The sequence below is a fragment of the Pseudoduganella sp. UC29_71 genome (assembly GCF_042693265.1).
Taxonomy (GTDB): Bacteria; Pseudomonadota; Gammaproteobacteria; order Burkholderiales; family Burkholderiaceae_D; genus Rugamonas.
In genome coordinates this window covers 2,228,500-2,254,513 of the sequence record NZ_CP170549.1, presented here as the reverse complement: position 1 = coordinate 2,254,513, position 26,014 = coordinate 2,228,500, and the positions used below count along the sequence as shown (strand labels likewise).

The following is a 26,014-nucleotide window of genomic DNA, read 5'->3' as shown; positions in this document are numbered from 1 at the left end:
TGCGATCAGTTGGTGACGGGAGGCGGCCGACGCGGCATACTGGGCGCCAACTAGTCAACAGAACACCGCGCCATGGGTCCTATCGCATATTCGCTGTGCCAGAAGCCGCTGATCGGCTTGGGGATGTTTGTTACCGGCCTGTGCGCGTTCCCGCCGCTGATACCGGACACGCCGCTGCCATTGGCGGAATCGGCCCCGCCCGTGGCGGTGGCGTTCACGGTACGGGTGGACAAAAGCTACCAGTTCGACCTGAAGTTCACGCCGCAGGCGCCGCAGGACCTGCAGCGCATCGGCGAGGTGGCCGGCACGAACTACGATGGCGCCTACTGCGAGGGCGGCGTCGATTACCAGGACATACCGCTGGCGCGGCGCGCAGGGCTGGGCCGCCCCATTCCCATCCGCGTGCTGATACGCCACCAGCCGGACGGCGCCGTGGTGGCCGACCAGACCTTCGTCTCGCTGTGCCGCTTTGCCCACGGCGGGGCGGACCAGGCCGTGCTGCGCAAGATAGGACGCGTACACCTGGCGCCGGGCGACTACCGCGCCGAAGTCTCCGCCAGCGCAGCACTGCCGGAGCTAGCCGGCATCAAGACCTCCTTCCTGCTGGTCTCGGGCGGCAGCAAATAAGCGGCGGCGGCGACGCGGAAGCGGCTAAGCGGAAGCCGCTAAGCGCCGCCCGTCAGATCGGCGCGCCCGGCGGCACGGCCGGCAGTGCGCGCAGCTTCACGCTGCGCGGGTCCGCCAGGTAGGCGCGCACCAGCTCGGCGGCCTGCTTGCGGCTGCTGGCCGTGGCGCCCTGGCCGGGATGCTTGCCCAGCCAGGCGGCAAACTCGCCCGCCACGCCCCGCAGCTCGGCCTGCACGCCGGGGTGCAGCTTGCCGCCATCGAGCAGGTTCAGCATGGCGTCCAGCAACACCCAGTTGGCGGCCGTCTGCACCGCCTCGCCGCCTGCCACCGACGCGGGCACGGCCTCGCGCTTCCAGGTGCGCTGCAGCAGCAAGTTCACCGTTTCCGCCGCGCCGGGCTGCTGCGCGTCGCGCGCGTGCTGCCAGGCCAGGCGGTTCAGCCGCGCCGCGTCCAGCAGGAAGCCGGCGCTGTGCGCGGCCCCCGCTTCGGCTGCGGACAAGGCGTCGAACACACTGTCCATGCCGCTCTGGAAGTATTCGCGGTTGCGCTCATAGCCTTGCGCCGGCGGCGTGAGCTGATCCAGCACCGAGGCCGGCAGCGCCAGGTATTCAGCGCGCAAGGTATCGGCCAGGCGGGACAGCGCCTCGCGCTGCGTCGCCGCCGGCACGATGCGCACGCCGCCTTTGGCCAGGCCGGCTTTCACGTCGCCGCTGGTGGTGTATTCGAAGTCGCCGCCGCCCAGCAGGCGCGCCAGCGCTTCGCCCTGGTAGCGCTGCAGCAGGTAGACCGGCACCAGCCGCGCCTCCAGCTCCCCGGCCTGGCGTTCGTTGGGCAGCACGTCGAAGGAGAACTGCTCCAGCGCGCGGCGGCGCACGGCGGTCAGGCTGTCCCAGGTCTTGATCGAATCCGGGCCGAAGTCCCACAGCAGGCCCTGCGGGTGGGCCGAGCCGGGCGAACGGGCGTCGCTGTCGCTTGTGTACTCGAGGCCGGCGGCGCGCGCGTCGGCGCGCAGCTTTGCCAGGGCGGCCTGCTCGTCGCCGGGGAACTGGCCGTAGACGTGCTTGACGATGTAATCGTCCCAGGGGCCGACACCGGCGCCGTAAGCATCCTGCAGGTCGATCTCGCCCTGGGCATTGATCTTCAGGACAGGATGCGGGTAGTCCATCACCGAGCCGTTGCCGTGGCGGCTGGCGGAGAAGTTATGGGCGAAGCCCAGCGTGTGGCCCACTTCGTGCGCGGACAACTGGCGCAGCCGGGCCAGCGCCATGGCTTCGGCCAGCTTTTGCTTGTCAGCGCCGGCGTTCTTGCCGTAGGGCGCGAGCAGGCTTTCGGCGATCAGGATGTCCTGCCGCACGCGCTGCGAGCCGAGGTTGACGGCGCCCCGGATGATTTCGCCGGTGCGCGGATCTGCCAGTGCATTGCCGTAGGACCAGCCGCGCGTGGCGCGGTGGGTCCAGGTGATAACGTTGTAGCGAACGTCCATCGCGTCGGCGCCTTCGGGCAGCAGCTCGACGCGGTAGGCGTCCTTGAAGCCGGCCTTTTCGAAGGCGCTGGCCCACCAGCGTGCACCATCCAGCAAGGCGCTGCGCACCGGCTCGGGCGCGCCACGGTCCACGTAGTAGACAATGGGCTTTTTCACCGGGCTCGGCGTGCCCGCTGCCACGGCTGCCGGATCGGATTTTTCAAGGCGGTGGCGCACCTGCCAACGCACGTCCAGGCTCTTGGCCAGCGGCGTGGCGAAGTCGTAGTAGCCGGTGTCGAAGCCGCCCGAGGCGGGGTGGTAGGCGCGCGGCTGGTAGCGCGCGGCGTTGCCGCCGTTGGCGGGGCTGGTGTCCGGCAGGCGCACCAGGCTGATGTGCTGGCGCATGGACAGGCTGGCCGGATCGGCCGCGACCTGCTTGACGAAGTCGCCCTGGCCCGGCCCCTGGAAAGTCAGCAGCGCTTCCAGTTCGGTGTTGTCCGGGAAACTCTTGGCCAGCTCGGGCAGCACTGCGCTGCGCTTCGCGTCCACGCTGTAGGCGCCCTGCTTCGCGCCGGCGATGCGGCTGGCCACGCCGTGCTGGTCGGCCAGCAGGAAGCCGGAGAAGTCCACCAGGTGCTTGCCGCCGTCGCTGGCGAGGATGTCGCCCGCCCACAGCACGGCGCCCGCAAAGGACTCAGCCACGGCGGCGCGCTCGTCGGCGTCGCGCGAGTTGGCCACGAAGCGGGTGTTGTCCTGCACCAGGAACAGGCGGCTGCCGTGCTTCTGGAAGCGCACCATCTTCACTTCGCCGGGCTGGCCACGGTCCAGGCCCACATCGTTCGAGCCCAGGGCGTATGGCAGGGAGCTGACCAGCAGGAAGGGCTGGTCCAGCGTGGACACGGACAGCAGCACCCTGCCCTTGTCGGCGTCGCGCCAGAGGTCGATGAAGCCGGGCTGCGCCTGCAAGCCCCTGGTGTGGTCGGACAGCGTTTTCGGCGCGTCGGCGGCGAAGACCGGAACGGCGGTGAGCAGCAGGAGTGCGAGCAAGGAGGCGGGCTTGGTCATGGGCGTGGGCTTGTCGTTGGCTTGGCGTTGGATGGTAAAACGCGCCCCGGAGGGCGCGTGTGGAGTGGAAGCTGCGGGCCGGCACGCAAGGCGGGTTGCAACCCGCCCTACGCCAGGCTCTTATTGGCTGCCGCCAGCCATGGGGGCGGCTGCCGCCGGCAGGTCCATGTGCAGCGCGCGGCTCAGGAAGCCCCAGCGGTCGGCCACTTCCTCGATCTGCTTCGCGGTCGGCTTGCCTGCGCCGTGGCCGGCCTTGGTGTCGATGCGGATCAGGATAGGATTGGCGCCCGCTTGCGCGGCTTGCGCCGCGGCGGCGAACTTGAAGCTGTGCGCCGGCACCACGCGGTCGTCATGGTCGGCGGTCGTGACCATGGTGGCCGGGTAGCAGCTGCCCGGCTTCAGGTTGTGCAGCGGCGAGTACTTGACCAGCGCCTTGAACTCTTCCGGATTGTCCGACGAACCGTAGTCCGAGGTCCATGCCCAGCCGATGGTGAACTTCTGGAAGCGCAGCATGTCCATCACGCCCACGGCGGGAATGGCCGCCGCGAACAGGTCGGGACGCTGCGTCATCGCCGCGCCCACCAGCAGGCCGCCGTTGCTGCCGCCGCCGATCGACAGCTTGGCCGGCGACGTGACCTTGTTGGCCACCAGCCATTCGGCCGCGCCGATAAAGTCGTCGAACACGTTCTGCTTCTGCAGCTTGGTGCCGGCCTTGTGCCAGGCTTCGCCGTACTCGCCGCCGCCGCGCAGGTTGGCCATCACGTACACGCCGCCCATCTCCAGCCAGGCCAGGTTGGCCACCGAGAACGACGGCGTCATCGAGGCGTTGAAGCCGCCGTAGCCGTACAGATAGGTCGGATTGCTGCCATCGAGCTTGATGCCCTTCTTCGCCACGATGAACATCGGCACCTTGGTGCCGTCGCGGCTGGTGAAGAACTGCTGGCGCGTTTCGTACGCGGCCGGATCGAAGTCCACTTTGGGCTGGCGGTACACGCTGCTCTTGCCGCTCTTCATGTCGTAGCGGTAGATGGTGGCCGGCGTGGTGAAGCTGGTGTAGGCGTAGAAGGTTTCGGTGTCCTTGGCCTTGCCATTGAAGCCGCTGGCCGAGCCGATGCCCGGCAGCTCCAGCGTGCGCACCGGCTTGCCCTTCAGGTCGAAGATCTTCACGGCGCTGTGCGCGTCGGTCAGGTAGTTCAGCACCAGCTGCCTGTTGATGATGTTGGCCGACGTGAGCGTCTCGGCCGCCTCCGGCACCAGCTCTTTCCACTGGTCCGGCGCAGGCTTGCGGATGTCGATGGCGATGATGCGCGACTTCGGCGCGTTCTTGTCGGTGCGGAAGTAGAACACCGGGCCTTCGTTGGCGATGAAGTCGTAGGCCGCGTCGAACTGCTCCAGCAGGCCGACCACCTTGGAATCCTTCTTGCCCAGGTCTTTCACGAACACGCGGTTCTTGCGCTCGGTGCCGTGGCTGCCGTTGATGATCAGGTAGCGGCCGTCGTCGGTCACTTCGGCGCCGAAGCCCCATTCCTTCTGGTCGGGACGGTCGTACACCAGCACGTCGGCGCTCTGCGGCGTGCCGATCTTGTGGAAGTACAGCTTCTGGAAGTAGTTCACGCCGGCCAGCCTGGTCGCTTCGGTCGGCTCGTCGTAGCGGCTGTAGTAGAAGCCGGAACCGTCGTGGTTCCACGCGGTGCTGGAGAACTTCACCCACTTGATGTGGTCTTCGGTGTCCTTGCCGCTCTCGATGGTGCGCACCTTGATCTCGTTCCAGTCGGAGCCGGAAGCGGCGGTGCTGTAGGCCAGCAGCTTGCCGTCCGGGCTGACGGCGGCGCCGGCCAGCGCCACGGTGCCGTCGGTGGACAAGGTGTTCGGGTCCAGCAGCACGCGCGGCGTGTCGCCCAGCGTCTTCATGGTGTAGAGCACGGACTGGTTCTGCAGGCCGTCGTTGCGGCTGTAGAAGTAGCGGCCGCCTTCCTTGTACGGCACGCCGTAGCGCTCGAAGTTCCACAGCTTGGTCAGGCGCGCCTTGATGGCTTCGCGCGCGGGGATCTGGCCCAGGTAGCTTTGCGTCAGCTTGTTCTGCGCATCCACCCATTCCTTGGTCTCGGCGCTGTTGGCGTCTTCCAGCCAGCGGTACGGATCGGCCACCATGGTGCCGTGGTAGTTGTCCTGCTGGTCGACCTTCTTGCTGAGCGGGTAGCTGACAGCCGTACCGTTGCCGGGGCAGGTTTGCGCCAGCGCGGCGCCGCTAAACGCTGCGGCCAGCGCGAAGATCAGGGAAGCACGTCGTAATTGCATAAGGATCGGTCTCGTCCGGGTTGAAAGGGAAACCGATCATAGCTTGGAATATGACAAATTTGAAATGTTCCAGAGGCGGCTGCGGCGCTTTTTATTCGGCCAGCGCGGCCGGTGAGGCCGGTGCGGCGGGCGCGGCGGCCAGCGCGATCGGCGGGCGCCATTGCTCCAGCCAGCCGGCCAGCTGCTCGGCCGGCATGGGGCGGCTCATGAAATAGCCCTGGCCCTGGTCGCAGCCCATGCGGGCCAGCAGGCGCCACACGGCTTCGCTCTCGATGCCCTCGGCCACCACGCGCAAGCCCATGTTGTGGCCCAGGTCGATGGTGGACCGCACGATCTTGGTGTCGCCGATGTCGTTCTCCATATTGAGCACGAAGGACTTGTCGATCTTCAGTTCGTCCACCGGCAGGCGCTTCAAGTAGGCCAGCGAGGAATAGCCGGTGCCGAAATCGTCGATCGACAAGTCCATACCCATGGCGTGCAGCCGCTCCAGCGTGTTCTGCGCGCGCACCGGATCGTCCATGATGGCGCTCTCGGTGATCTCCAGGCAGAACGCACCCGGCCCCAGCCCGTGGCGCGCCAGCAGGTCGGCGAACTTGACGGGGAGGTCCTGGTCCATCAGGTCGCGCGTGGACAGGTTGACCGAGATCTTGAGCGCGATGCCCTGCCCGGCCAGCTGGCGGCACAGGATGGCCGACTGTTCCATCACCCAGCGCGTGAGCACGCGGATAAAGCCGGTCTGCTCGGCGAAGGGGATGAACTGGTCGGGGAACACGTTGCCGCGTTCCGGGTGCGCCCGACGCACCAGCGCCTCGGCGCCGACAGCCTGGCCGGTGCCCAGCATGATCTTGGGCTGCACGAACAGGCGGAATTCGTTGCGCTCGACCGCGTTGCGCAGCTCCGTCAGCAGCGACAGGCTTTGCTCGCTGCCCTTGTCGAAACTGGCGTCGTACACCACCGCGCCGTCGTTGCGCTGCTTGGCGCTGTACATGGCCACTTCGGCCATGCTGAGGATCTGCTCGGCGCCGTCGCCGTGCAGCGGATAGCCGGCGATGCCCAGGCCGGCGCCGATGTCCACCATCTGGTCGTCCAGCGACAGCGGCGTTTCCAGCGCGGCCAGGACTTCGTGCGCGATCAGCTGCGCCTGTTCCAGGCTGGTGTCCGGCAGCAGCACCACGAACTCGTCGCCGCCCAGCCGCGCCACCTGCGCCGAGGTGTTGCGGCGGTTGGCCAGTTGCAGCTGCAGGCGCCCCGCCACCTGGCGCAGCAGCGCGTCGCCGAAGCTGTGGCCCATCACGTCGTTGACGTGCTTGAAGCGGTCCAGGTCCATCATCAGCACGAACACCGAGGCGTCGCGCTTGCGCGCCTCGGCGATGGAGTCGTTCAGGTGCAGCACGAACTGCGCGCGGTTGGGCAGGCCGGTCAGCGTGTCCCAGTACGCCAGGCGGCGGATCTCCTGCTCGCGCTTGGCGATGCCGTCGCGCATGCTGTCGAAGGCCTGCGCCAGCGCGCCGATTTCGTCCTCGCGGCTCGATTCGATCTGGCCCTTGTAGTCGCCGCGCTCGAGGCGCTTGGCGGTGTCGGCCAGCAGGGTCAGCGGCTGGGCGATGCGCTTGGCGGTAAACACGCTGACGGCCGCCGAAATGATGATGCCGGCGATGGTCAGCCCGAGCAGCCAGCGTTCCAGCCGCGCATACTCCGCAATCGCCTCGTCGATGGAGCGCGCCAGCAGCACGCTGACGGCCTGGCCGGCGTCCTCGCCGACCAGCAACTGGAGCACGCTGTAGCGCGCGTCCTGCACCTCGGCCTCGAACGGCGCCTCCTGCTGGCTGGGCAGCGCTTGCATCCGGCGCAGCAGGCCGGACATGACGGGCACGCCGAAAGTGGACGCCACCGGCAGCAGCCCGCCCTGGCGGTCGCGCGTGAGGATGGAGGTGTGCAGGCCGCTCACGCTCTGCATCTCGGCGGCCAGCTGGCCGTCGATCGGGAAGGTCATCACGATGTAGCCGATCACGATGGGCGCCTTCACCGGCATCACCACCACCTGGTAGGGATAGCGGTCCACCACGGCGATGCCGTTGGCGCCATCCGAGGCCTCGGCCTGGTCCAGCATGCCCATCACCAGCTTCTCCAGGCCGGCCGACTGCGCCTCGCTGGTGGTGGCCGTGATCTTGCGTTCGGCCGACACCAGCATGGAGGCCGTGGCCTTGATGCGGCGGCCGCTGTTGGCCAGCGCCGACTCGATGGTGGCGCGGTCCGATTCGTCGTTGTTGCCGATGGCGGCCACGAAGGCGGTGTCGCGCGCCAGCAGCCGGGCGCCGAAGCGCAGGCTTTGCGCGTTCTGCTCCAGCAGGCGGCGGAACACCTTGGCGCCGTTGTTCAGTTCCACGCCGATGGCGGCGCGCGCGTTGCTGTCGATGCCGCGCTGGATCAGCAGCAGCCCCACCACCTGCACCGCGATGACGAGCACCAGGAACAGCGTGACAATGCGGCTTTCCAGGCTGCGGAAGCGGAAACGCATGCGCCGCTCCTACAGCGCGTCGCCGCTGGATGGCGGCTTCATGGCGAGGCGGAAGGCGGCGCTGGCGAACTCCTCGCCGGCCTTGACCGTCACCGGCTGCTCGGCGAGCTGGCCGCCGGCCATATTGAAGTGCCACACCTTGAGCAGGTACTTGCCGGCCGGGGCCTCCACGCGGCCGATGCCGTTGGCGCCGGTCTTGGCGAAGTACGGCGTGTCCACCACGCGCACATAGGCCACCATCTTGTCGTGGATGTTGCAGCCCAGCACCACGATGCCGGCCTTGTCGAAGATCTGCGGCGTGGCCGAGGTGCCCGAATACAGCTTCTGGTCGAATTTGTGCGCCGGCGAGAAGGAATAGATGTGGTGGCGCACCTTGTCGTTGTTGGGGAATTCGATGCGGCTGCCGGTCTGCACCACGGTCACCAGCGGCAGAAACTTCAGGCCTTTCTGCTCGATCTCGGCGGGCTTGACCGGCTTCGGCAGGGCCTGCCCCGCCTCCGGTTCCAGCCACGCCACGGCGTCGGCCAGCGGCGCGCCGCTGCTGTCGGCAACCTGGACGGCGACGCCGGAGGCGCCGGCGCCGGCCGCCATCAGGCTCAGGGTGGCGGCAGCGGCCAGGCGGAAAAGCAGTATCGTCATCGGGCGGACACAGTGCGGACAGTGGAAATCCTATTGTAGCGTTTCCTGAATTCATCATCATGTCATATTCGGTGCTTAACATGGCAGGCTTGATACATCCTTGCCTGCTTACCATGAACAATGTGGCCTATCTGCGCCCTGATCCCGACGACGACGCCTTGCTGAGAATGCAATTGAACGACATCATCGAACGGCGACAGCTGAGTGCGCTGCTGCAGCCCATCGCGCGCATGCAGGACGGGGAAATCGTCGCCTACGAAGGGCTGATCAGGGGACCGTCGGACAGCCCGCTGCACTCGCCGATGAACCTGTTCAAGGCGGCGCGCGCCTGCGGCCGCACGGTGGAAGTGGAGCATTTGTGCCGCCGCGTGGTGCTGGAGCGCTTCGCCGAATTGAAGCTGCCGGGCAAGCTGTTCCTCAACGTCAGTCCCGAATGCCTGTTGCTGCAGCCCGACGGCACGCGCGGCGAGACCTTGCAATATATTCATCAGATCGGCATCCATCCGGACCGCGTGATCATCGAACTGACCGAGAACCAGCCCACCTACGACTACGAATTGATGCGCGAGGCGGTGCTGCATTATCGCAACATGGGCTTCCAGATCGCCATCGACGACCTGGGCGAAGGCTTCTCTAGCCTGCGCCTGTGGTCCGAGCTGCGGCCCGAGTACGTCAAGATCGACATGCACTTTATCCAAGGCATCAACCACGACCCGGTGAAGCTGCAATTCGTGCGCTCGATCCAGGAGATCGCCGACAAGTCGGACACGCTGGTGATCGCCGAGGGCATCGAGACCCAGGCCGAGCTGCTGGTGCTGCGCGACATCGGCGTGGCCTACGGCCAAGGCTACCACCTGGGCCGCCCGCACAGCGCGCCCGCGCGCGCGCTGCCTGCCGAGGTGGCCAAGGCGCTCAGCCGCAACGGCGTCGCGGTTTACCCGCAGCGCGGCGGCGAAAAGCAGGCCGCCACCATCGCCAAGCTACTGCACGAGGTAGCGGCCGTGCCGCCCTCGCTGAGCAACAACGAGGTGTATGAGATATTCATGGCCGAACCCAAGCTGATGATCATCCCGGTGGTGGACGACGGTGCGCCGCTGGGCCTGATCAGCCGTTTCGACATGATCGACCATTTCGCGCGGCCCTATCAGCGCGAACTGTACGGCAAGAAGTCCTGCCGCCAGTTCATGGACGCCAGGCCGCTGATCGCCGACAAGGACACCAGCCTGCAAGACCTGTCCTACCGCATGGTGGAGTCGGCCGCGCACCATTTGTTCAACGGCTTCATCATCACCGAGCACGGTCGCTACGTCGGCATGGGCACCGGCCACGACTTGATGCGCGAGATCACGCAGATGCAGATCCACGCGGCGCGCTACGCCAATCCGCTGACCCAGCTGCCCGGCAATGTGCCGATCAACGAGCACATCGACCGCCTGCTCGAGAGCGGCACGCGGTTCTGGGTCTGCTACTGCGACCTGGACCACTTCAAGCCCTTCAACGACGTGTACGGCTACCGCCGGGGCGACGACGTGATCCAGATGACCGGCCGCATCCTGGGCGCGCACTGCGACCCGGACCGCGACTTCATCGGCCACATCGGCGGCGACGACTTCATGCTGCTGTTCCAGAGCGAGGACTGGGAAGCGCGCTGCCGCGCCATCCTGGCTGATTTCGAGGCCAGCGTGCTGGACTACTACAGCCTGGAGGACCGCGACCGGGGCGGCTACATCAGCGAAGACAGGCAGGGCAAGAAAGTGTTCTATTCCTTGATGAGCTTGTCGCTTGGCACGATACGGGTGGAGCCGCACCAGTACTACTCGCACCACCAGATCGCCACCCAGGCCTCGGACGCGAAGAAGCAGGCCAAGAAAATCCACGGCAACAGCCTGTTCGTGGACCGCCGCCAGACTGCCTGAGCGCCTGCGCGCCTGCGGCCGGCGCGGCCCGGCTACGCGCCGGCCGCCGTGCGGTCCGCCCGCCCGGCAGCGTCGGGCTGGAACAGCGCGGCCATCGCCTGCGCTTTCGCCACCTGCGCCGGCGTCAGCAGGGCCAGCATCTGTTCGCGCAGCGCGGCCGCGCTGGCGTTGCCGCTGGCGGCGGACAGCGAGATCCACATGAATGCCAGCACCGGGTCGCGCGCCACGCCGCGCCCGGCGTTGTACATGCCGCCCAGGTTGTACTGCGCCAGCGCGTGGCCCTGCTCGGCGGCGCGCCGGTAACAGGCCAAGGCGTCGGCGTCGCTGCGCGCCACGCCCTGGCCGTTGGCGTACATCACCCCCAGGTTGTTCAGGGCGCTGGCGTCGCCCTGCTCCGCCGCCGCCTGGTACCACGCCACGGCGCGCGCGTCGTCGCGTTCCACGCCCTGCCCGTTTGCGTACATGACCGCCGCGTTGAACTGCGCGTTCGCCACGCCCTGTTCGGCGGCCTGGCAATACCACTCCAGTGCGCGCGCCGGGTCCGCTTCCACGCCGCGTCCCTGCGCATACATCGCGCCCAGGTTGTATTGCGCCAGCGCGTGGCCGGACTCGGCCGCGCGGCGGTACCAGATGAAGGCTTCGGGCTCGTCGCGGTCCACGCCGAACCCGTTGGCCAGCAGCACGCCGAGGTTGAATTGCGCATCCACGTCGTCCTGGGCTGCGGCGCGCGCCAGCCAGCAATAGGCGCGGCGCTGGTCGGGCGCCACGCCGCGCCCTTCGGCGTAGGCCACGCCGACCTGGCGCTGCGCCGCAGGATGGCCTTGCGCGGCGGCCTGGCGAAACCAGGCCAGCGCGGCCGCGTCGCTGGCGGGCACGCCCTGCCCGCGCCGGTGCATCAGCCCGAGATTGAGCTGGGCGCCGGCATCCCCCTGCAGGGCGGCCTTGCGCAGCCAGGCCAGGGCCAGCGGCTCGCTGCGGCGCGTGCCCAGGCCCAGCAGGTACGCTTCGCCGGCCAGCGCCTGCGCGCTCGCCACGCCCTGCTCGGCGGCACGGCTGAACCACGCCAGCGCGGTTTCCTCGCAGCGCGGCACGCCGCGCCCCTTGCGGTACATCTGCCCCAGATTTTGCTGGGCCGACGCTTCGCCCTGTTCGGCGGCGCAGCGGAACCAGAACGCTGCCTCGGCGTCGCGGCAAGGCGTGCCGCGGCCGTTGTAATACATGGCCCCCACGTGGTTTTGCGCAAAAGCAAGGCCCTGCAAGGCGGCCAGGCGCATCCAGACGAAAGCCCTTTCCTCATCGCGCCGCACGCCCTGGCCCTTCTTGTACAGCAGCGCCAGGTTGAACTGCGCGTAGGGATTGCCGCGCGCAGCCGCATCCCGGTACCAGTTGAAGACTGAGCTGTCGGCTGTGGAGTGGCGGTGGTCCATGATGGCCCTTTGCGTCGCGTGTGCCTCAAGCTTAGTCAGTCAGGCGGACACGCGTTTGATCCCGCTCAATCGTGGTTGCGAATTGATAGCCATGTGGAAATATTAACTTTTCCCAGCCCAGCCTTCGCTGCGGGACAGCCTTCAGTTGCCGGCTGCGGCGCCCTGCTTGAGCAGGTAGGCATGCACCTTGGCCGCCGCCAGCTTGTTTACCGACAGCAGCAGCTCAGGCGCCACCTGCGCCATGCCGTAGGTGTCGCCCAGGTGGCGGGCGATATGCAGCAGCACCTGCACCGCCACTTCCGCGTCCGACTCGGCCCGGTGGGCCGCGCTCTTGAAGCGGATGCCGAGCTGGCCGGACAGCTGGCCCAGCTTATAGCTGCCCAGCGCCGGAAACACGCGGCGCGACAGCTTCAGCGAGCACACCGTGCCCTGGTGCGCCGGCGCCAGGCCCAGGCGGGCACTTTCCGCGCGCAGGAATTTTTCGTCGAAGCTGGCGTTGTGCGCGGCCAGCGCGTCGGCGCCGATGAAGTCCAGCAGCGCGGGCACCACCTCGCTCACCGGCGGCGCCGTATCGACCATCTGCTGCGTGATGCCGGTCAGCCCGGTGATGAAGGACGGGATGCGCACGCCGCAGTTAATCAGCGACACGTAGCGCTCGGTGATGCGGCCGTCCTCGATGCGCAGCGCCGCCACTTCGGTGATGCGGTCGCCCATGTCGGGCGACAGGCCGGTGGTCTCGAAGTCGATCATCACGATGGGCTTGCTGTACACCGCCATCACGCGCTCCCGAACTTGCGCACCGCGTCCAGCGCCAGGCCGGCGCCGATGCTGCCGAACAGGTCGCCCTCGACCTTGCGCGCCGCCGGCAGCACCGCGCCGATGCGCTCGCGCAACGACAGCACGCCGCTGGAGCCGCCGGTGAAGAACACCGTGTCGACCTGCTCCGGCTTGACGCCGGCGTCCGCCAGCATCTTCTGCACGGTCTGCTCGACCGAGCCGACCAGGTGGCCGATGGCGCTGTCGAAACCGCTGCGCGTCAGGTCCAGCGTGACGGCCGGCGACAGGCGGTCCAGCTCCAGCGCCACGTGCTCGGCGCCGGACAGGGCGATCTTGCCCTCTTCCACCTTCATCGCCAGCCAGTGGCCGGCGCGTTCGTCAATCAGCCGCTGCAGCCGGCCCAGCTTATCCTGCTCGCGCGCGTCGCGCACCAGCTCGGACAGCTGGCTCCACATCTTCTTGGTGTAGGCCAGGTTGATGGTGTGCCAGGTGGCCAGGTTGAAGAAGTAGCTCGACGGCACTTCGCTGTTGTTGTTCAGCTGCGTGCCGTAGCCCAGCAGCGGCATCACGGCGGACAGGCTCAGGTATTTATCGAAGTCCGTGCCGCCGATATGCACGCCGCCAGTGGCCAGGATGTCTTCGCGCCGCTCGGCCTTTTTGGCGCGCTCGGGCGACAGGCGCACCAGCGAGAAGTCGGAGGTGCCGCCGCCGATGTCGGCAATCAGCACCAGCTCTTCGCGGTCAATCTGCGACTCGTAGTCAAAGGCGGCGGCGATGGGCTCGAACTGGAAGGCGATATCCTTGAAGCCTACCGAGCGGGCAATCTCGGCCAGGGTGTCCTCGGCCAGCTGGTCGTTGGCGGCGTTGTCGTCGATGAAATAGACGGGGCGGCCGAACACGGCCGAGGTGAACTGGCGGCCGGAGGCCTGCTCGGCGCGCTTCTTGACTTCACCGATGAAGTTGGCCAGCAGCATGCGGAACGGCAGCGCGCGCCCGCCCACTTCGGTCTGGCCGTCAATCAGGCTGGTGCCCAGCAGGCTTTTCAGCGAGCGCATCAGGCGGCCTTCATAGCCGGCCAGGTACTCGCCCAGCGCGGCGCGGCCGAAAGTCACTTCCTCGTCTTCGGCGTTGTAGAACACCACCGAAGGCAAGGTAGTCTTGCCGTCCTCGAGGGCCAGCATGGTGGCATGGCCGGGACGCACCCAGCCAACCGTGGAATTGGACGTGCCAAAATCGACTCCGCAAGCAATGGCCATGTCTCTCTTCCAGTCACTCTAAAGGGGCGGTAGTCTACCAGAAACCGCAGGGTCCGGCTACGGGACCGCGCCAGCAATCACTCTGCGCTCAAATAGCGACACTTGCCGGTCAAAATATTGCAAACTATTGCCATGAAGTAAGATCGTAAGATATCCTCAAGCAAGAATTATAATCATGCGATGGTTGGCCCTAAGAGACGATGAGAACGATAAAAGACGCGCCAGCCCCTAGTCTTGCCGAGCACAAAGCGGCTATCCAGCGTGCAAACCGCCGCGTCACCTCCTATGACGTCGCGCTGGTCGCCGGCGTGTCGCAGTCGGCCGTGTCGCGCTGCTTCAAGCCAGGCGCCAGCGTATCCAAGGATACCTACGCGCGGGTGATGAAGGCGGCCGAAGGCCTGGAATACATCCCCAACGCGGCGGCGCGCAGCCTGATCACACGGCGCAGCAATATGGTGGCGGTGATCATTTCCAACGCCGCCAATCTGTATTATCCCGAGGCGCTCTCCGAACTGAGCAAGCAAGTGACCCGGCGCGGCAAGCGCGTGCTGCTGTTCACGCTGCAGCGCGAAAGCGACCTGGACGCGGTCATGAACGACGTGTGGCAATACCAGGTGGACGGCGTGATCGCGGCCGCCACGCTGAGCGACACGCAAGTGGCCGAGTTTGAACGCCGGCGCGTGCCGCTGGTGGTCTTCAACCGCAACCTGCGCGGGCAGTCCGCCAACACGGTAGCCTGCGACCAGTACGCAGCCGGGCGCGCGCTGGCCTCGCGGCTGGCCGACGCCGGGCACCGCACGTTCGGCATCATCGACGGTGCGCAGGACAATGCCGTGGCCAGCGAGCGGCGCCGCGGCGCCTGCGAGCGGCTGGCGGAACTGGGCTTGCCCGAGCCGCTGGTGGTGCGGGGCAATTTCGACTACGCCAGCGGCAAGCTGGGCCTGCGCGAAATCATCGCGCGCGGCAACGGCCGCGTGCCGGACGCCGTGATCTGCGGCACCGACGTGATGGCCATCGGCTGCCTCGATTGCGCGCGCCACGAGCTGGGGCTGGACGTGCCCTCGCAGCTCTCGGTGGCCGGATTCGACGCGGTCGAAGCCTCGAACTGGCTCAGCTACAACCTCACCACGCTGCGCCATCCCATGCAGCAGATGGCCGCAGCGGCGGCCGAGTTGCTGCAAAACCTGATCGACAGCCCCGGCGGCGCCGCCGAAAAGCGCATGTTCGCGCCCCAGTTCATCGAAGGCGCCACCGCCCGCCTCACCGCTCCCGCGCCCGCCACCGTCTCCCTCGCCGCCTGAGGCCAGCACGTGGATGAGCAGCGATCATACGAGGAAGCCATGGCCCAGCGGAAGACCCACCCGCTTGGCAAACCCAAGCCCTAGCGCCCCGGCCACATCAACTGGCTAACCGCCCGGCCGCCCGCCTTGCGCCCTGCCATTGGCACTGGCGCGTGGAAGCCGACCCGGGGCAGGACGCTTCTGCTCCTGCTGGCCATGCTGCTGGCGTGCCACGGCGTCCTCACTCATGCAGGCACTCCGGGCGGCTAGTCACGCTGCGGACGCCCCAGCGCGGCGAGGCGCTTGGGCTTGCTGAGGGCGGAGAGGGCTTTATCGTAAGACCATTGCACCAGCTCCGTCAGGTAGTCTTGCGGGAACTGCTGGACGTTGACAATGGTGACCCAGTGGAAGCGCCCCATGTACCGCGCCGGCTTGACGCCGCGGACGCCGGTCAGTTCCAGGAAACGGTCGGGCGAGGCGCGGAAGCTGAAGCGCCAGCGTTCCGGCTCGCTCGTCTTGAAATAGGCGAAGGTCTTGTCGCCGACTTTGTAGACGAGAATGTTGCTGGGCTCGCCATGCAGCGTGGCCGTGGCGCCAGGGAAGCTGGCGCAGTGGGATTTGAGCTGTTCTGTTTTCATCGTTGGGCACCATAAAACAAAACCCGCGCGAGGCGGGTTCTGTTGTGACAGCAAGGCAGCTTAGGCTTAAGGCTTAGGCTTCGGCGACGCGCTTGGCGATGTGCGCCAGCGATTCTTCCACCTGGTCCACCAGCACCAGGCACAGGTCGCCGGGCTGCAGGCGGGCCAGTGCGGTGTCGATGGCGATGAACTCGCCGTTGATCTCGTCGATGTAGCTGGTGCGCGGCGCGCCGCTCAGGCCCTCGCGCAGCAGCGCCACCACTTCGCCGTCGGCGCGGCCGCGCTGGCACTGGTCCTGGTACAGCAGCACGTCGTCGAAGGCCTTGCCGAGGATCTCGGTCTGCTGGCGGATGTCTTCGTCGCGGCGGTCGCCGGCGCCGGAGATCACCACCGAGCGGCGCTTGCCCGGCAGCGCGTCCACCGCCTGCACCAGCGCCAGCATGGCGTCCGGATTGTGGCCGTAGTCGGCGATCACGGTCGCGCCTTTGTAATTGAACATATTGAAGCGGCCGGGCGCGTTGTCGCTGTCGTTGGCGAAGGTGGCCAGGCCTTTGCGGATCGACTCCCAGTCGATGCCCGCGCCCCACGCCGCCGCCACGGCGGCCATCACGTTCTCCACCTGGAAGCCGATGGCGCCGTTGCGCGTGATCGGCACTTCGGACAGCGGCACCGCTTCGGCGTGCTTGCCTTCCGCCGCGATCAGCTGGCCGTCCTCGATGTAGACGGTGCGGCGGCCCTGCGCCAGGTGGGTGGCGATGACCGGATGCTCGCGGTCGGCGCCGAAGAAGGTCACCTTGCCTTTGCACGATGCCGCCATGCCCGCCACGATGGGGTCCATGGCGTTCAGCACGGCCACGCCGTTCTTGTCCACGTTCTGCACGATGACGCGCTTCAGCACCGCCAGGTCTTCCACGGTGGTGATGTAGTTCAGGCCCAGGTGGTCGCCCGCGCCGATATTGGTCACCACGGCCACTTTGCAGCGGTCGAAGGCCAGGCCTTCGCGCAGCACGCCGCCGCGCGCGGTTTCGAACACCGCCGCGTCCACGTCCGGGTGCTGCAGCACGTTGCGCGCGCTGCGCGGGCCGGAGCAGTCGCCGCTGTCGGTGCGGCGGCCATTGATGTACACGCCGTCGGTATTGGTCATGCCCACGCGCAGGCCGCTGGAAGCCATCAGGTGCGCGATCAGGCGCACGGTGGTGGTCTTGCCGTTGGTGCCGGTGACCGCCACCACGGGAATGCGGCCGTCGTCGCCTTCGGGGAACATGGCCGAAATGATGGCTTCGCCCACCGGACGGCCCTTGCCGTACGATGGCGTCAGGTGCATGCGCAGGCCGGGCGCGGCGTTCACTTCCACCACGCCGCCGCCTTGCGCTTCAATCGGCTGCAGCACGCTGTCGCACACCACGTCCACCCCGCAGATGTCGAGGCCGATCATCTGCGCCGCTTCGACCGCGCGCGCCGCCACTTCCGGGTGCACATCGTCGGTGACGTCGGTGGCGCTGCCGCCGGTGGACAGGTTGGCATTGTTGCGCAGCGTGACGCGCTGGCCTTTCGGCGGCACCGAGTCGGCCTCGTAGCCTTGCAGCGCCAGGCGCGCCAGCGCGATGTCGTCGAAGCGGATCTTGGTCAGCGAGGTGGCGTGGCCGGAGCCGCGGCGCGGGTCGGCGTTCACCAGGTCCACCAGTTCACGCACCGAGTGCACGCCGTCGCCCACCACGTGCGGCGGGTCGCGGCGCGCGGCGGCAACCAGCTTGTTGCCGATCACCAGCAGGCGGAAGTCGTGGCCGGGCAGGAAGCGCTCGACCAGGATGTCATCGCGGAATTCGCGCGCGGCCGTGAAGGCCTTGTAGACCTGGTCGCGGGTGGTGATGTTCACCGTCACGCCCTTGCCCTGGTTGCCGTCCTTCGGCTTGATCACCACCGGCAGGCCGACTTCATTGGCGGCCTTCCATGCGTCTTCCTCGTCCACCGCCGAGCGGCCGTGCGGCACCGGCACGCCGGCCGCGTCCAGCAGCTTCTTGGTCAGTTCCTTGTCCTGCGCGATGGTTTCGGCGATGGCGCCGGTGGAGTCCATCTCGGCGGCCTGGATGCGGCGCTGGCGCGAGCCCCAGCCGAACATCACCATGGAGCCCTTGGTCATGCGCTTGAACGGAATGTTGCGCACCACGGCGGCATGCACGATGGCGCCGGTGCTCGGACCCAGGCGCACGTCCTCGTCCAGGTCGTGCAGCTGCGCCAGCGCGCCTTGCAGGTCGAACGGCTGGTCGTCCAGCGCGGCCTTCAGCAGCTGCTCGGCCAGTTCCACCGCCAGGCGGCCCACTTCTTCTTCGGTGTATTCCACCACCATCTGGTAGATGCCGGTTTCCAGCGTGGCCGTGGTGCGGCTGAACGTGACCGGGCAGCCCGCTTCGGCCTGCAGGGCCAGCGCCGCCATCTCCAGCACGTGCGCCATCGGAATGGCGTCGTTGTGGCCGATCGGCTGCAGCGCGGCGATGCCGGGGAAACGCGCACGCAGGCGCACTTCGAAGCCGGGCAGCTTATCGATGTTCTCTTCGTCCGCCGTGCAGGAGACGATGGCTTCGATGGCCGTGTGGTGACTCCAAAGATTGGGACCGCGCAGCGCGCGGATGCGAATAACTTCCATTACCTGTGTCCTGTTTGGTGGTCTGCGTGATGCGTAATGTTTTAGTTGGCCTTGAAAGTGCGCAGCGCGGCGGCGATCAGGCCCGGTTCCAGGCCCAGCGCCCAGCCGGCGGCGATCGCTGCCAGCACGGCTTCCTCGTTGCCCTTCTGGCTGGCGGGCATGCAGGACAGCGGCAGCATGGCCACTTCATTGGCGCCGGCCGCCAGCACGAAGCCGGACGGGCGCAGGAACACGGCGCGCTCGCCGTCCTGGCGGTGCTCGACGATGGCGGGCAGCTGCTCGTCCAGGCCGTAGAAGATCACGGCGCCGTCGCACAGCTCGGCCATCTCCACCACTTGCGGCTCGGCAGCGTTCAGCACGGCGGCGCCTTCCGGCAGCACCACGTCCACCTGGGTGCGCAGCACGCCGTACATATCGTCTTCGTCGGCGATGTAGAACTCGGACAGCTCGCCATGGCCGGCGGTGTCGGTGACGATGCCGACCGCGCACTTGTCGTAGGCCAAGCCTTCGGTCAGGATCATGCGGCTGCCGTTGTGGAACACGGCCGCTTCCACGTTACGGTTGAGCAGCAGGCGCTGGCCCGATTCCCATGCCGACAGCGGGCCGCGCGGCACCTTGCGGCCGTTCAGGTAAATGCCTTCTTCGCAGCTCAGGCCCACCGACTTGCCGCTCACTTCCAGCAGCCACGCGGTCAGGTTGGCGATCAGCACGCTGTGCCGCTCTCCGGCCACGCCCACCACGGGAATGCGGCCGGTGTCTTCCGGCGCGAACAACTGGTCGACGATGGCGGCGCCCACGGGACGCGGCTGGCCGCCTTCGGCCGGCTTCAGGTGCGCCAGCAGGCCCGGGCTGGCGTTCACCTCGATAATGGCGCCGCCCTGCTCTTCCAGCGGGCGCGAAATGTCCTGCGCCACCAGGTCGATGCCGGCGATGTCCAGGCCGATCACGCGCGCGGCCAGCGTGGCCATGTCGGCGATGTCCGGGTGCACCAGGTCGGTCACGTCCACCGCCACGTTGCCGTTCGGCTGGATCAGCACCTTGTGGCCGGCGGCCGGCACGGATTCGTGCGTCATGTTCTGGCGCTTGAGCTCGAGGATGATTTCGGCCGCCTCGTGCGGCTTGATCAGGCCCAGCGGCGAGCCTTCGGTCTCGCCGCGGCGCGGATCGATATTGATGTGCAGGTCGCACAGTTCCTTGACGGTGTGCTGGCCGTCGCCGGTCACCCACAGCGACTCGCCCTTGGCGGCCGCGATCAGCTTCTTGCCCACCACCAGCAGGCGGTGCTCGTCGCCGGCAATGAAGCGCTCCACGATGACGCTCTTGCTGCCGCCCTTGCGCGCGGCCAGCTCATAGGCGGCCGTCACGTCCGCCTTGGTGGTCAGGTTCAGGGTCACGCCGCGGCCGTGGTTGCCGTCGTAGGGCTTGATCACCACCGGCAGGCCGATGTCCTCGGCCGCGTCCCACGCCTCGTCGGCGCTGCGCACCAGTTCGCCTTCCGGCACCGGCACGCCGGCCGAGGCCAGCAGGCTCTTGGTCAGGTCCTTGTCGCTGGCGATGCCTTCGGCAATCGCGCTGGTGGCGTCGGTTTCAGCGGTCCAGATGCGGCGCTGGCGCGAACCGTGGCCCAGCTGCACCAGGTTGCCGTCGGTCAGGCGGATCGATGGAATCTTGCGGTCGGTGGCGGCGTCCACGATGTTGGCCGTGCTCGGCCCCAGGCACAGCGACTCGACCATGTCGGTCAGCTCGGCCACGGTGGCGGCCAGGTCGTACGGACGGTCTTCGATGGCCGCCATCAGCAGTTCGCGGCCGGCGGCCAGCGCGGCGCGGCCGACCTGCTCCTGGCGCGTGCGGAAGGCCATCTTGTAGGTCACGCCGTGGTCCGAGGTCTGGCGCGTCTTGCCGAAGCCGGTACGCATGCCGGCCAGGTTCTGCAATTCCAGTACCACGTGCTCGAGAATGTGGCCGGCATAGGTGCCGTCGCGCAGGCGCTCGTTGAAGCCGCCGCGCTCGCCCACGCCGCAGCGGTGTTCGACCAGGTGCGGCAGCAATGCCGTCAGGCGTTCGTACAGGCCGGGGATTTTGTCAGAGGGGAAATTTTCGAGCTCGCCAATATCCAGCCAGGCCTCGATTACCGGGCGGTAGGTCCAGATATTTGGTCCGCGCAAGTGTGTTACACGGAGAAATTCAATGTCTTTCTTCTTTGTCATGTTTTTGCTCTTGTACCTCTTGCGGTATACTCCGCAAAAGCAGGCCGCACTTGGCGGTCCCCCTCTTTATTTCGTCAAATGATGAATAACTGACAGAATACCGTAAATCACTGCCTAGCTACGGCGCGCTACGAGTATCCTGGTTCGCTATTTTCCCACTGTTTCACTTTCCTTGCCACTTGGCAAAGCCCGCACTGGAGTATGTTGCACAATGATAACAAAACAGCTTTCCCCGGAAATCAGCCATACCGAATTACCGGAAGTATGGCGATCGGAGGTGCCTGCACAACTTTCCTCCGGGGAAAACGTTTCAAGTGCGCTCGAGGTTGACCTCGATGCGCGCCTTCATTTCGCCAAGGGCCTCATCCTCGTTACCGAGCGCCGCATTATGGCACGCGCGCCGGGGGAAACGGTATGGCAATCTTGGCCTTACACGCAGGATTTAACGCTGAAACTGCACGACCATGCGGGCGTCGGCCACCTGGAGTTATTCAATACACAAGGCCGTCTGGCCAACTGGCGCTTTACGCTGGGCCAGAACCTGCTGGCCATCCGCCTGTCCGAGAAGTTCGCCGCGCTGCGCGACAGCGCCGTGACGGGCCAGCCCATGGTGCAGGACGAGGAGCATATCTGCCCTTCCTGCAAGGCGCCGCTGGAGCCGGACCAGGACGAATGCCCGATCTGCACCAAGGTGGTGTACACGCCGCCGTCCACCTGGACCCTGTTCCGCCTGTGGCGCTTCGCCAAGCCTTACCAGTGGCCGCTGCTGGCCGGCTTCCTGCTGATGCTGCTGAGCACGGCCGCGCACATGATCCCGCCTTACCTGACCATGCCGCTGATGGACAATGTGCTGATTCCATACCAGAACGGCAAGCCGGTCGACAAGATGCTGGTCACCATGTACATGAGCGGCCTGCTGGGCTCGGCCGTGCTGGCCTGGATACTGGGCTGGGGCAAGACCTATGTGCTGGCCCTGGTGTCCGAGCGCATCGGCGCCGACTTGCGCACCACCACCTATGAACACCTGCTGCGCCTGTCGCTGGAATACTTCGGCGGCAAGCGCACCGGCGACCTGATGTCGCGCATCGGCAGCGAATCGGACCGCATCTGCGTGTTCCTGTCGCTGCACCTGCTGGACTTCGCCTCCGACGTACTGATGATCATCATGACCGGCGTGATCCTGGTCTCCATCGACCCGTGGCTGGCCGCCATCACGCTGCTGCCGCTGCCCTTCATCGCCTGGCTGATCCACCTGGTGCGCGACCGCCTGCGCACCGGCTTCGAAAAGATCGACCGCGTGTGGGGCGAAGTGACCAACGTGCTGGCCGACACCATCCCCGGCATCCGCGTGGTGAAAGCCTTCGCCCAGGAATCGCGCGAGGCGGGCCGCTTCCGCGTGGCCAACAAGCACAACCTGGCCGTGAACGACAAGCTGAACAAGGTGTGGTCGCTGTTCTCGCCCACCGTGTCCTTCCTGACGGAACTGGGCCTGCTCGTGATCTGGGTGTTCGGCATCTACCAGGTGTCGCAGTCCCACATCACGGTCGGCGTGCTGAGCGCCTTCGTGGCCTATTCCAGCCGCTTCTACGGCCGCCTGGATTCGATGAGCCGCATCGTCTCGGTGACGCAGAAATCGGCCTCGGCCGCCAAGCGCATCTTCGACATCCTGGACCACGTATCCTCGGTGCCGGAACCGGCCAACCCGGTCAAGCTGGGCAAGGTGCAGGGCAATATCGCGCTGCGCGAAGTGGGCTTCCGCTACGGCAACCGCGCCGTCAACCGCAACATCAACATCAACATCAAGGCCGGCGAAATGGTGGGCCTGGTGGGCCACTCCGGCTCCGGCAAGAGCACGCTGGTCAACCTGATCTGCCGCTTCTACGACGTGACCGAAGGCGCCATCCTGCTGGACGGCGTGGACATCCGCGCGCTGGGCGTGTCGGACTACCGGCGCAACATCGGCCTGGTGCTGCAGGAACCCTTCCTGTTCTTCGGCACCATTGCCGAGAACATCGCCTACGGCAAGCCGGACGCCACGCGCGAGCAGATCATCGCTGCCGCGCGCGCCGCGCACGCCCATGAATTCATCCTGCGCCTGGCGCAGGGCTACGACTCCATGGTGGGCGAACGCGGCCAGGGCTTGTCCGGCGGCGAGCGCCAGCGCATTTCGATCGCGCGCGCCCTGCTGATCGATCCGCCTATCCTGATCCTGGACGAAGCGACCGCCTCGGTGGATTCGGAGACCGAGAAGGAAATCCAGAAAGCGCTGGACAATCTGGTCACCGGCCGCACCACCATTGCCATTGCGCACCGCCTGTCCACCCTGCAGAAGGCCGACCGCCTGGTGGTGCTGGACCGCGGCCGCGTGGTCGAGGAAGGCGGCCACGACGAGCTGATGGCCGCCGAGGGCGCCTACTACCGCCTGTACATGGCACAGGCACGCAACGTCGACACCGACCTCGACGACGCACCGGGAAAACGACATGACGACTAATATCTTGAGCATCCACAACTTCACCCTGGCGCGCGACGCCTTCGGCCGCCTGAACCTGACCGACGCCGCCGGCGCGCTGCACGAGAACGTGGCGCCGGTACGCGCCTTCCCCATCCAGGCGCCCGAGCAGGGCATCTCCCTGGTGACCACGGACGGCAAGGAAATCGCGTGGATCGACAGCCTGGACGAGCTGAACCCGGCCAACGCGGCGCTGGTGCGCGAAGAGCTGCAAAGCCGCGAATTCATGCCCGAGATCGCCCGCATCCTGGCCGTGACCAGCTATGCCACGCCCTGCACCTGGACCGTGGACACCAACCGCGGCGACACCGAGTTCGTGCTGCGCGGCGAGGAAGACATCCGCCGCATCGGCAGCGACACGCTGCTGGTGTCGGACAACCACGGCATCCACTTCCTGATCCGCAACCAGTACGAGCTGGACAAGCACAGCAAGAAAATCCTGGACCGCTTCCTGTGACCCGACGCCCATGAAACAGAAATCGCTCTCGGCCGGCGCGGTGGTGCTGCATGGCAGCGGCGACGCCCGCCGCTACCTGCTGATGCGCTGTTTCCAGTACTGGGACTTCCCGAAAGGCATGGTGGAGCCGGGCGAGTCGCCTTTCCTGGCGGCGCAGCGCGAAATCTACGAGGAAGCCACGCTGAAGGACCTGTCCTTCCCCTGGGGCGAGCAGTTCACCGAAACCGCGCCCTACGGCGACGGCAAGGTGGCGCGCTACTACCTGGCCGTGAGCGCCACGCGCGACGTGGTGCTGGGCGTGAGCGAAGAGTTGGGATTTCCCGAGCACGACGAATTCCGCTGGGTGGACGTGGACGAAGCGCGCTCGCTGCTGGGCGCCCGGGTGCGGGCAGTGCTCGAATGGGCGCACCAGCTCAGCGCCACGCCGCCCGCCAGCGGCACCGGCGCTTGACGTAGCTGAAAAGCAACATCTTTTTCCCCAAGGAGGCGCGCCGGTCGCGGCTTTTTGTTTACATCAAGGGCGCCAGCGTCTAGCATGATAAGTACAGGCAACTTTAATTGCCTGATGCGAATTTCAAGCCGGAGACCGCCATGCGCCGCAGCCCAACCGTACGCCAACTATGCCTGCTGCTTGCAGCGGGCTGGCTGGCTGCGGGCGCGCCGCAGGCGTCCGCCGCAGCCATTGCACAGGTCGGGACTGCCGGCGCCGCAGCCGTACAGCCCGGCGTTTCCGCCTCGGCCAGCGCCCGCAACGCGTCTGCGCCGCTCGGCTTTGGCGACGCGGCGCATCTAGTACTGGACGAGCAGGACCAGCCGGACCCGCAGTTGCTCTCTACCGTGTCTACCGCCGGTAGTATGTCCCAGGCCTACCTGACGCCGGTCGCCTTCTCCCGCGCGCAGTCCAACGACACCAACGCCATCCGCTTGCACCTGCCGCGCCACGACCCCGACCTGGAAGCCATCGATCCCTATGCCTCCAGCCGCTATCCGTCCGGTGCCGACGACGGCATCAATCCTGCCTGGCTGTGGCTGTCCGGCTTGGGCCTGGTGACGGCGGCCATCTCCGGCATCCTGCAATACGCGCGCAACCCCATCACGCGCAAGCGCAAATACCGCAACTACGACCGCGCCCCGTCCTGAGCGAAAAACGCTGCAGAGTTTCCCGCCGCCTTGGTGCATGCGTTACATTAACGTTTCATCAATTGACGGAATGAACATGAAACTCACGTCCCTGCCCGCCGGCCTGCTCGTCGGCCTGCTCATCGGCCTGTTCCTGCTCCCATCCTGTGCACACGCCGCCTGCGCCACGGCCACGCAGGCGCTGAACGAGGAAGGCTACGTCAGGATAGGCGGCATCGAGCAGTGGGTGACGGTGAAGGGCCGCAGCTGCGCCAACCCCGTGGTGCTGATGGTGCACGGCGGCCCCGGCAACCCGATGAGTCCGTATTCCGCCAAGCTGTACGGCGCCTGGGAGCAGGACTACACGCTGGTGCAATGGGACCAGCGCGGTGCGGGCCGCACCTACGCCAGGAACCCGCCCGCCGAAGGCGAAACGCTGACAGTCGAACGCCTGGCCGGCGACGGCAATGAAGTCGCGGCCTACATCGCAGGCCACCTGGGCAAGCGCAAGCTGATCCTGATGGGCAGCTCCTGGGGCTCCATCCTCGGCGTGCACATGGTAAAGGCGCGGCCGGAACTCTATGCGGCCTACGTAGGGACCGCGCAGGTAGTGAACGGGACCGCCGACCAGGCGGGCAGCTATGCCGCCGTGATGGCGCGGGCGCGCTCGCTGAACGACCAGGACGTGATCGGCAAGCTGGCCCCGCTCGGCACGCCGCCGTGGACCAACCCGCGCAACTTCGGCATCCTGCGCCGCGCCATCCGCAAATACGAAGGCCAGCGCACCGAGCCGGCGCCCAAAACGTGGTGGCAAGCGGAGGCGCAATACGCCACGCCGCAGGCGCTGGCGGACTATGAGGCGGGCGAGGACTACTCCTTCCTGCAGTTCGTCGGCATGAAGGGCGACGGCATGGCCTCCAGGGTGGATCTGCCCGCGCTGGGCGCCGCGTTCAGCGTGCCGGTCTTCCTGGTGCAAGGCGAAGAAGACCTGCTGACGCTCCCGGCCCGCACGCGCCGCTACTACGACAGCATCACCGCCCCGCAGAAGGACTACGTCACCATCCCGCGCGCCGGCCACGATCCCAACCAGCCCATGGTGGACACGCAGTTCAAGCTGCTCCAGGAACGCGTGCGCAAGCTGGCGCAGTAAGGCTGGCCGCCGTGCGGCCGCG

At 67.0% G+C, this 26,014-nt stretch carries 18 protein-coding genes; 8 read left to right on the top strand and 10 right to left on the bottom strand.

Annotation, left to right across the window (positions count from 1 at the left end):
• The first annotated feature begins 72 nt into the window (after positions 1-72).
• Entirely contained in the window at positions 73-627 is a 555-nt protein-coding gene (locus ACFJI2_RS09845; protein ID WP_377704834.1) for a DUF5625 family protein, read from the top strand.
• A 52-nt stretch (positions 628-679) separates the two neighbouring features.
• Here ACFJI2_RS09845 and ACFJI2_RS09840 read toward each other — a convergent pair whose 3' ends face one another.
• The 4 genes from ACFJI2_RS09840 to ACFJI2_RS09825 all read right to left on the bottom strand — a co-directional run bounded on the left by ACFJI2_RS09840 (position 680) and on the right by ACFJI2_RS09825 (position 8,609).
• Positions 680-3,154 carry a zinc-dependent metalloprotease gene (locus tag ACFJI2_RS09840; RefSeq protein WP_377704833.1) on the bottom strand — a complete coding sequence of 825 codons (2,475 nt, stop codon included), beginning with the start codon at positions 3,152-3,154 and terminating at the stop codon, positions 680-682.
• Positions 3,155-3,274: 120 nt separating this feature from the next.
• Positions 3,275-5,452, bottom strand: coding sequence for a prolyl oligopeptidase family protein (locus ACFJI2_RS09835; protein ID WP_377704832.1), 2,178 nt, complete (start codon positions 5,450-5,452; stop codon positions 3,275-3,277).
• A 91-nt stretch (positions 5,453-5,543) separates the two neighbouring features.
• Positions 5,544-7,970, bottom strand: a complete 2,427-nt coding sequence (locus tag ACFJI2_RS09830) for a putative bifunctional diguanylate cyclase/phosphodiesterase (protein WP_377704831.1) — start codon at positions 7,968-7,970, stop codon at positions 5,544-5,546.
• Positions 7,971-7,979: 9 nt separating this feature from the next.
• Positions 7,980-8,609, bottom strand: a complete 630-nt coding sequence (locus ACFJI2_RS09825) for a methylamine utilization protein (RefSeq protein WP_377704830.1) — start codon at positions 8,607-8,609, stop codon at positions 7,980-7,982.
• 80 nt (positions 8,610-8,689) lie between these two features.
• Between ACFJI2_RS09825 and ACFJI2_RS09820 the strand changes: the two genes are divergently transcribed.
• On the top strand, positions 8,690-10,525 hold the full coding sequence (locus tag ACFJI2_RS09820) for a GGDEF domain-containing protein (RefSeq protein ID WP_377704829.1): 1,836 nt from the start codon (positions 8,690-8,692) through the stop codon (positions 10,523-10,525).
• Positions 10,526-10,557: 32 nt separating this feature from the next.
• Here the strand turns inward: ACFJI2_RS09820 and ACFJI2_RS09815 are convergent, their stop codons facing one another.
• From ACFJI2_RS09815 to ACFJI2_RS09805, 3 genes are all read right to left on the bottom strand, one after another.
• Positions 10,558-11,952 (bottom strand): tetratricopeptide repeat protein, encoded by a 1,395-nt coding sequence (locus ACFJI2_RS09815; protein WP_377704828.1) that lies wholly within the window; start codon positions 11,950-11,952, stop codon positions 10,558-10,560.
• A 141-nt stretch (positions 11,953-12,093) separates the two neighbouring features.
• Complete coding sequence (locus tag ACFJI2_RS09810; RefSeq protein ID WP_377704827.1) at positions 12,094-12,729, bottom strand: PolC-type DNA polymerase III; 636 nt, start codon at positions 12,727-12,729, stop codon at positions 12,094-12,096.
• Positions 12,729-13,985, bottom strand: coding sequence for an Hsp70 family protein (locus ACFJI2_RS09805; RefSeq protein WP_377704826.1), 1,257 nt, complete (start codon positions 13,983-13,985; stop codon positions 12,729-12,731). Before ACFJI2_RS09805 ends, ACFJI2_RS09810 begins: the two co-directional genes overlap by 1 nt.
• Positions 13,986-14,185: 200 nt before the next feature.
• Here ACFJI2_RS09805 and ACFJI2_RS09800 point away from each other — a divergent pair, with 200 nt between their 5' ends.
• Entirely contained in the window at positions 14,186-15,286 is a 1,101-nt protein-coding gene (locus ACFJI2_RS09800) for a LacI family DNA-binding transcriptional regulator (protein WP_377704825.1), read from the top strand.
• A gap of 245 nt (positions 15,287-15,531) precedes the next feature.
• Here ACFJI2_RS09800 and ACFJI2_RS09795 read toward each other — a convergent pair whose 3' ends face one another.
• The 3 genes from ACFJI2_RS09795 to cphA (ACFJI2_RS09785) form a co-directional block, all read right to left on the bottom strand.
• Entirely contained in the window at positions 15,532-15,903 is a 372-nt protein-coding gene (locus ACFJI2_RS09795; RefSeq protein WP_377704824.1) for an MmcQ/YjbR family DNA-binding protein, read from the bottom strand.
• A gap of 73 nt (positions 15,904-15,976) precedes the next feature.
• The gene (gene cphA / locus ACFJI2_RS09790; protein WP_377704823.1) at positions 15,977-18,547 is read right to left on the bottom strand and encodes a cyanophycin synthetase; all 2,571 of its coding nucleotides are present in this window, start codon (positions 18,545-18,547) and stop codon (positions 15,977-15,979) included.
• A gap of 41 nt (positions 18,548-18,588) precedes the next feature.
• On the bottom strand, positions 18,589-20,754 hold the full coding sequence (gene cphA / locus ACFJI2_RS09785; protein ID WP_377704822.1) for a cyanophycin synthetase: 2,166 nt from the start codon (positions 20,752-20,754) through the stop codon (positions 18,589-18,591).
• 211 nt (positions 20,755-20,965) lie between these two features.
• Between cphA (ACFJI2_RS09785) and ACFJI2_RS09780 the strand changes: the two genes are divergently transcribed.
• From ACFJI2_RS09780 to ACFJI2_RS09760, 5 genes are all read left to right on the top strand, one after another.
• Entirely contained in the window at positions 20,966-23,248 is a 2,283-nt protein-coding gene (locus ACFJI2_RS09780; RefSeq protein WP_377704821.1) for an ABC transporter ATP-binding protein, read from the top strand.
• Positions 23,238-23,723 (top strand): DUF1854 domain-containing protein, encoded by a 486-nt coding sequence (locus ACFJI2_RS09775; protein WP_377704820.1) that lies wholly within the window; start codon positions 23,238-23,240, stop codon positions 23,721-23,723. Before ACFJI2_RS09780 ends, ACFJI2_RS09775 begins: the two co-directional genes overlap by 11 nt.
• Positions 23,724-23,733: 10 nt before the next feature.
• Positions 23,734-24,174, top strand: a complete 441-nt coding sequence (locus ACFJI2_RS09770; protein WP_377704819.1) for an NUDIX domain-containing protein — start codon at positions 23,734-23,736, stop codon at positions 24,172-24,174.
• 140 nt (positions 24,175-24,314) lie between these two features.
• Positions 24,315-24,863: a hypothetical protein gene (locus ACFJI2_RS09765; protein ID WP_377704818.1), complete on the top strand. Its 549-nt coding sequence runs from the start codon at positions 24,315-24,317 to the stop codon at positions 24,861-24,863.
• Positions 24,864-24,939: 76 nt separating this feature from the next.
• On the top strand, positions 24,940-25,992 hold the full coding sequence (locus ACFJI2_RS09760) for an alpha/beta fold hydrolase (protein ID WP_377704817.1): 1,053 nt from the start codon (positions 24,940-24,942) through the stop codon (positions 25,990-25,992).
• Positions 25,993-26,014: the final 22 nt, after the last annotated feature.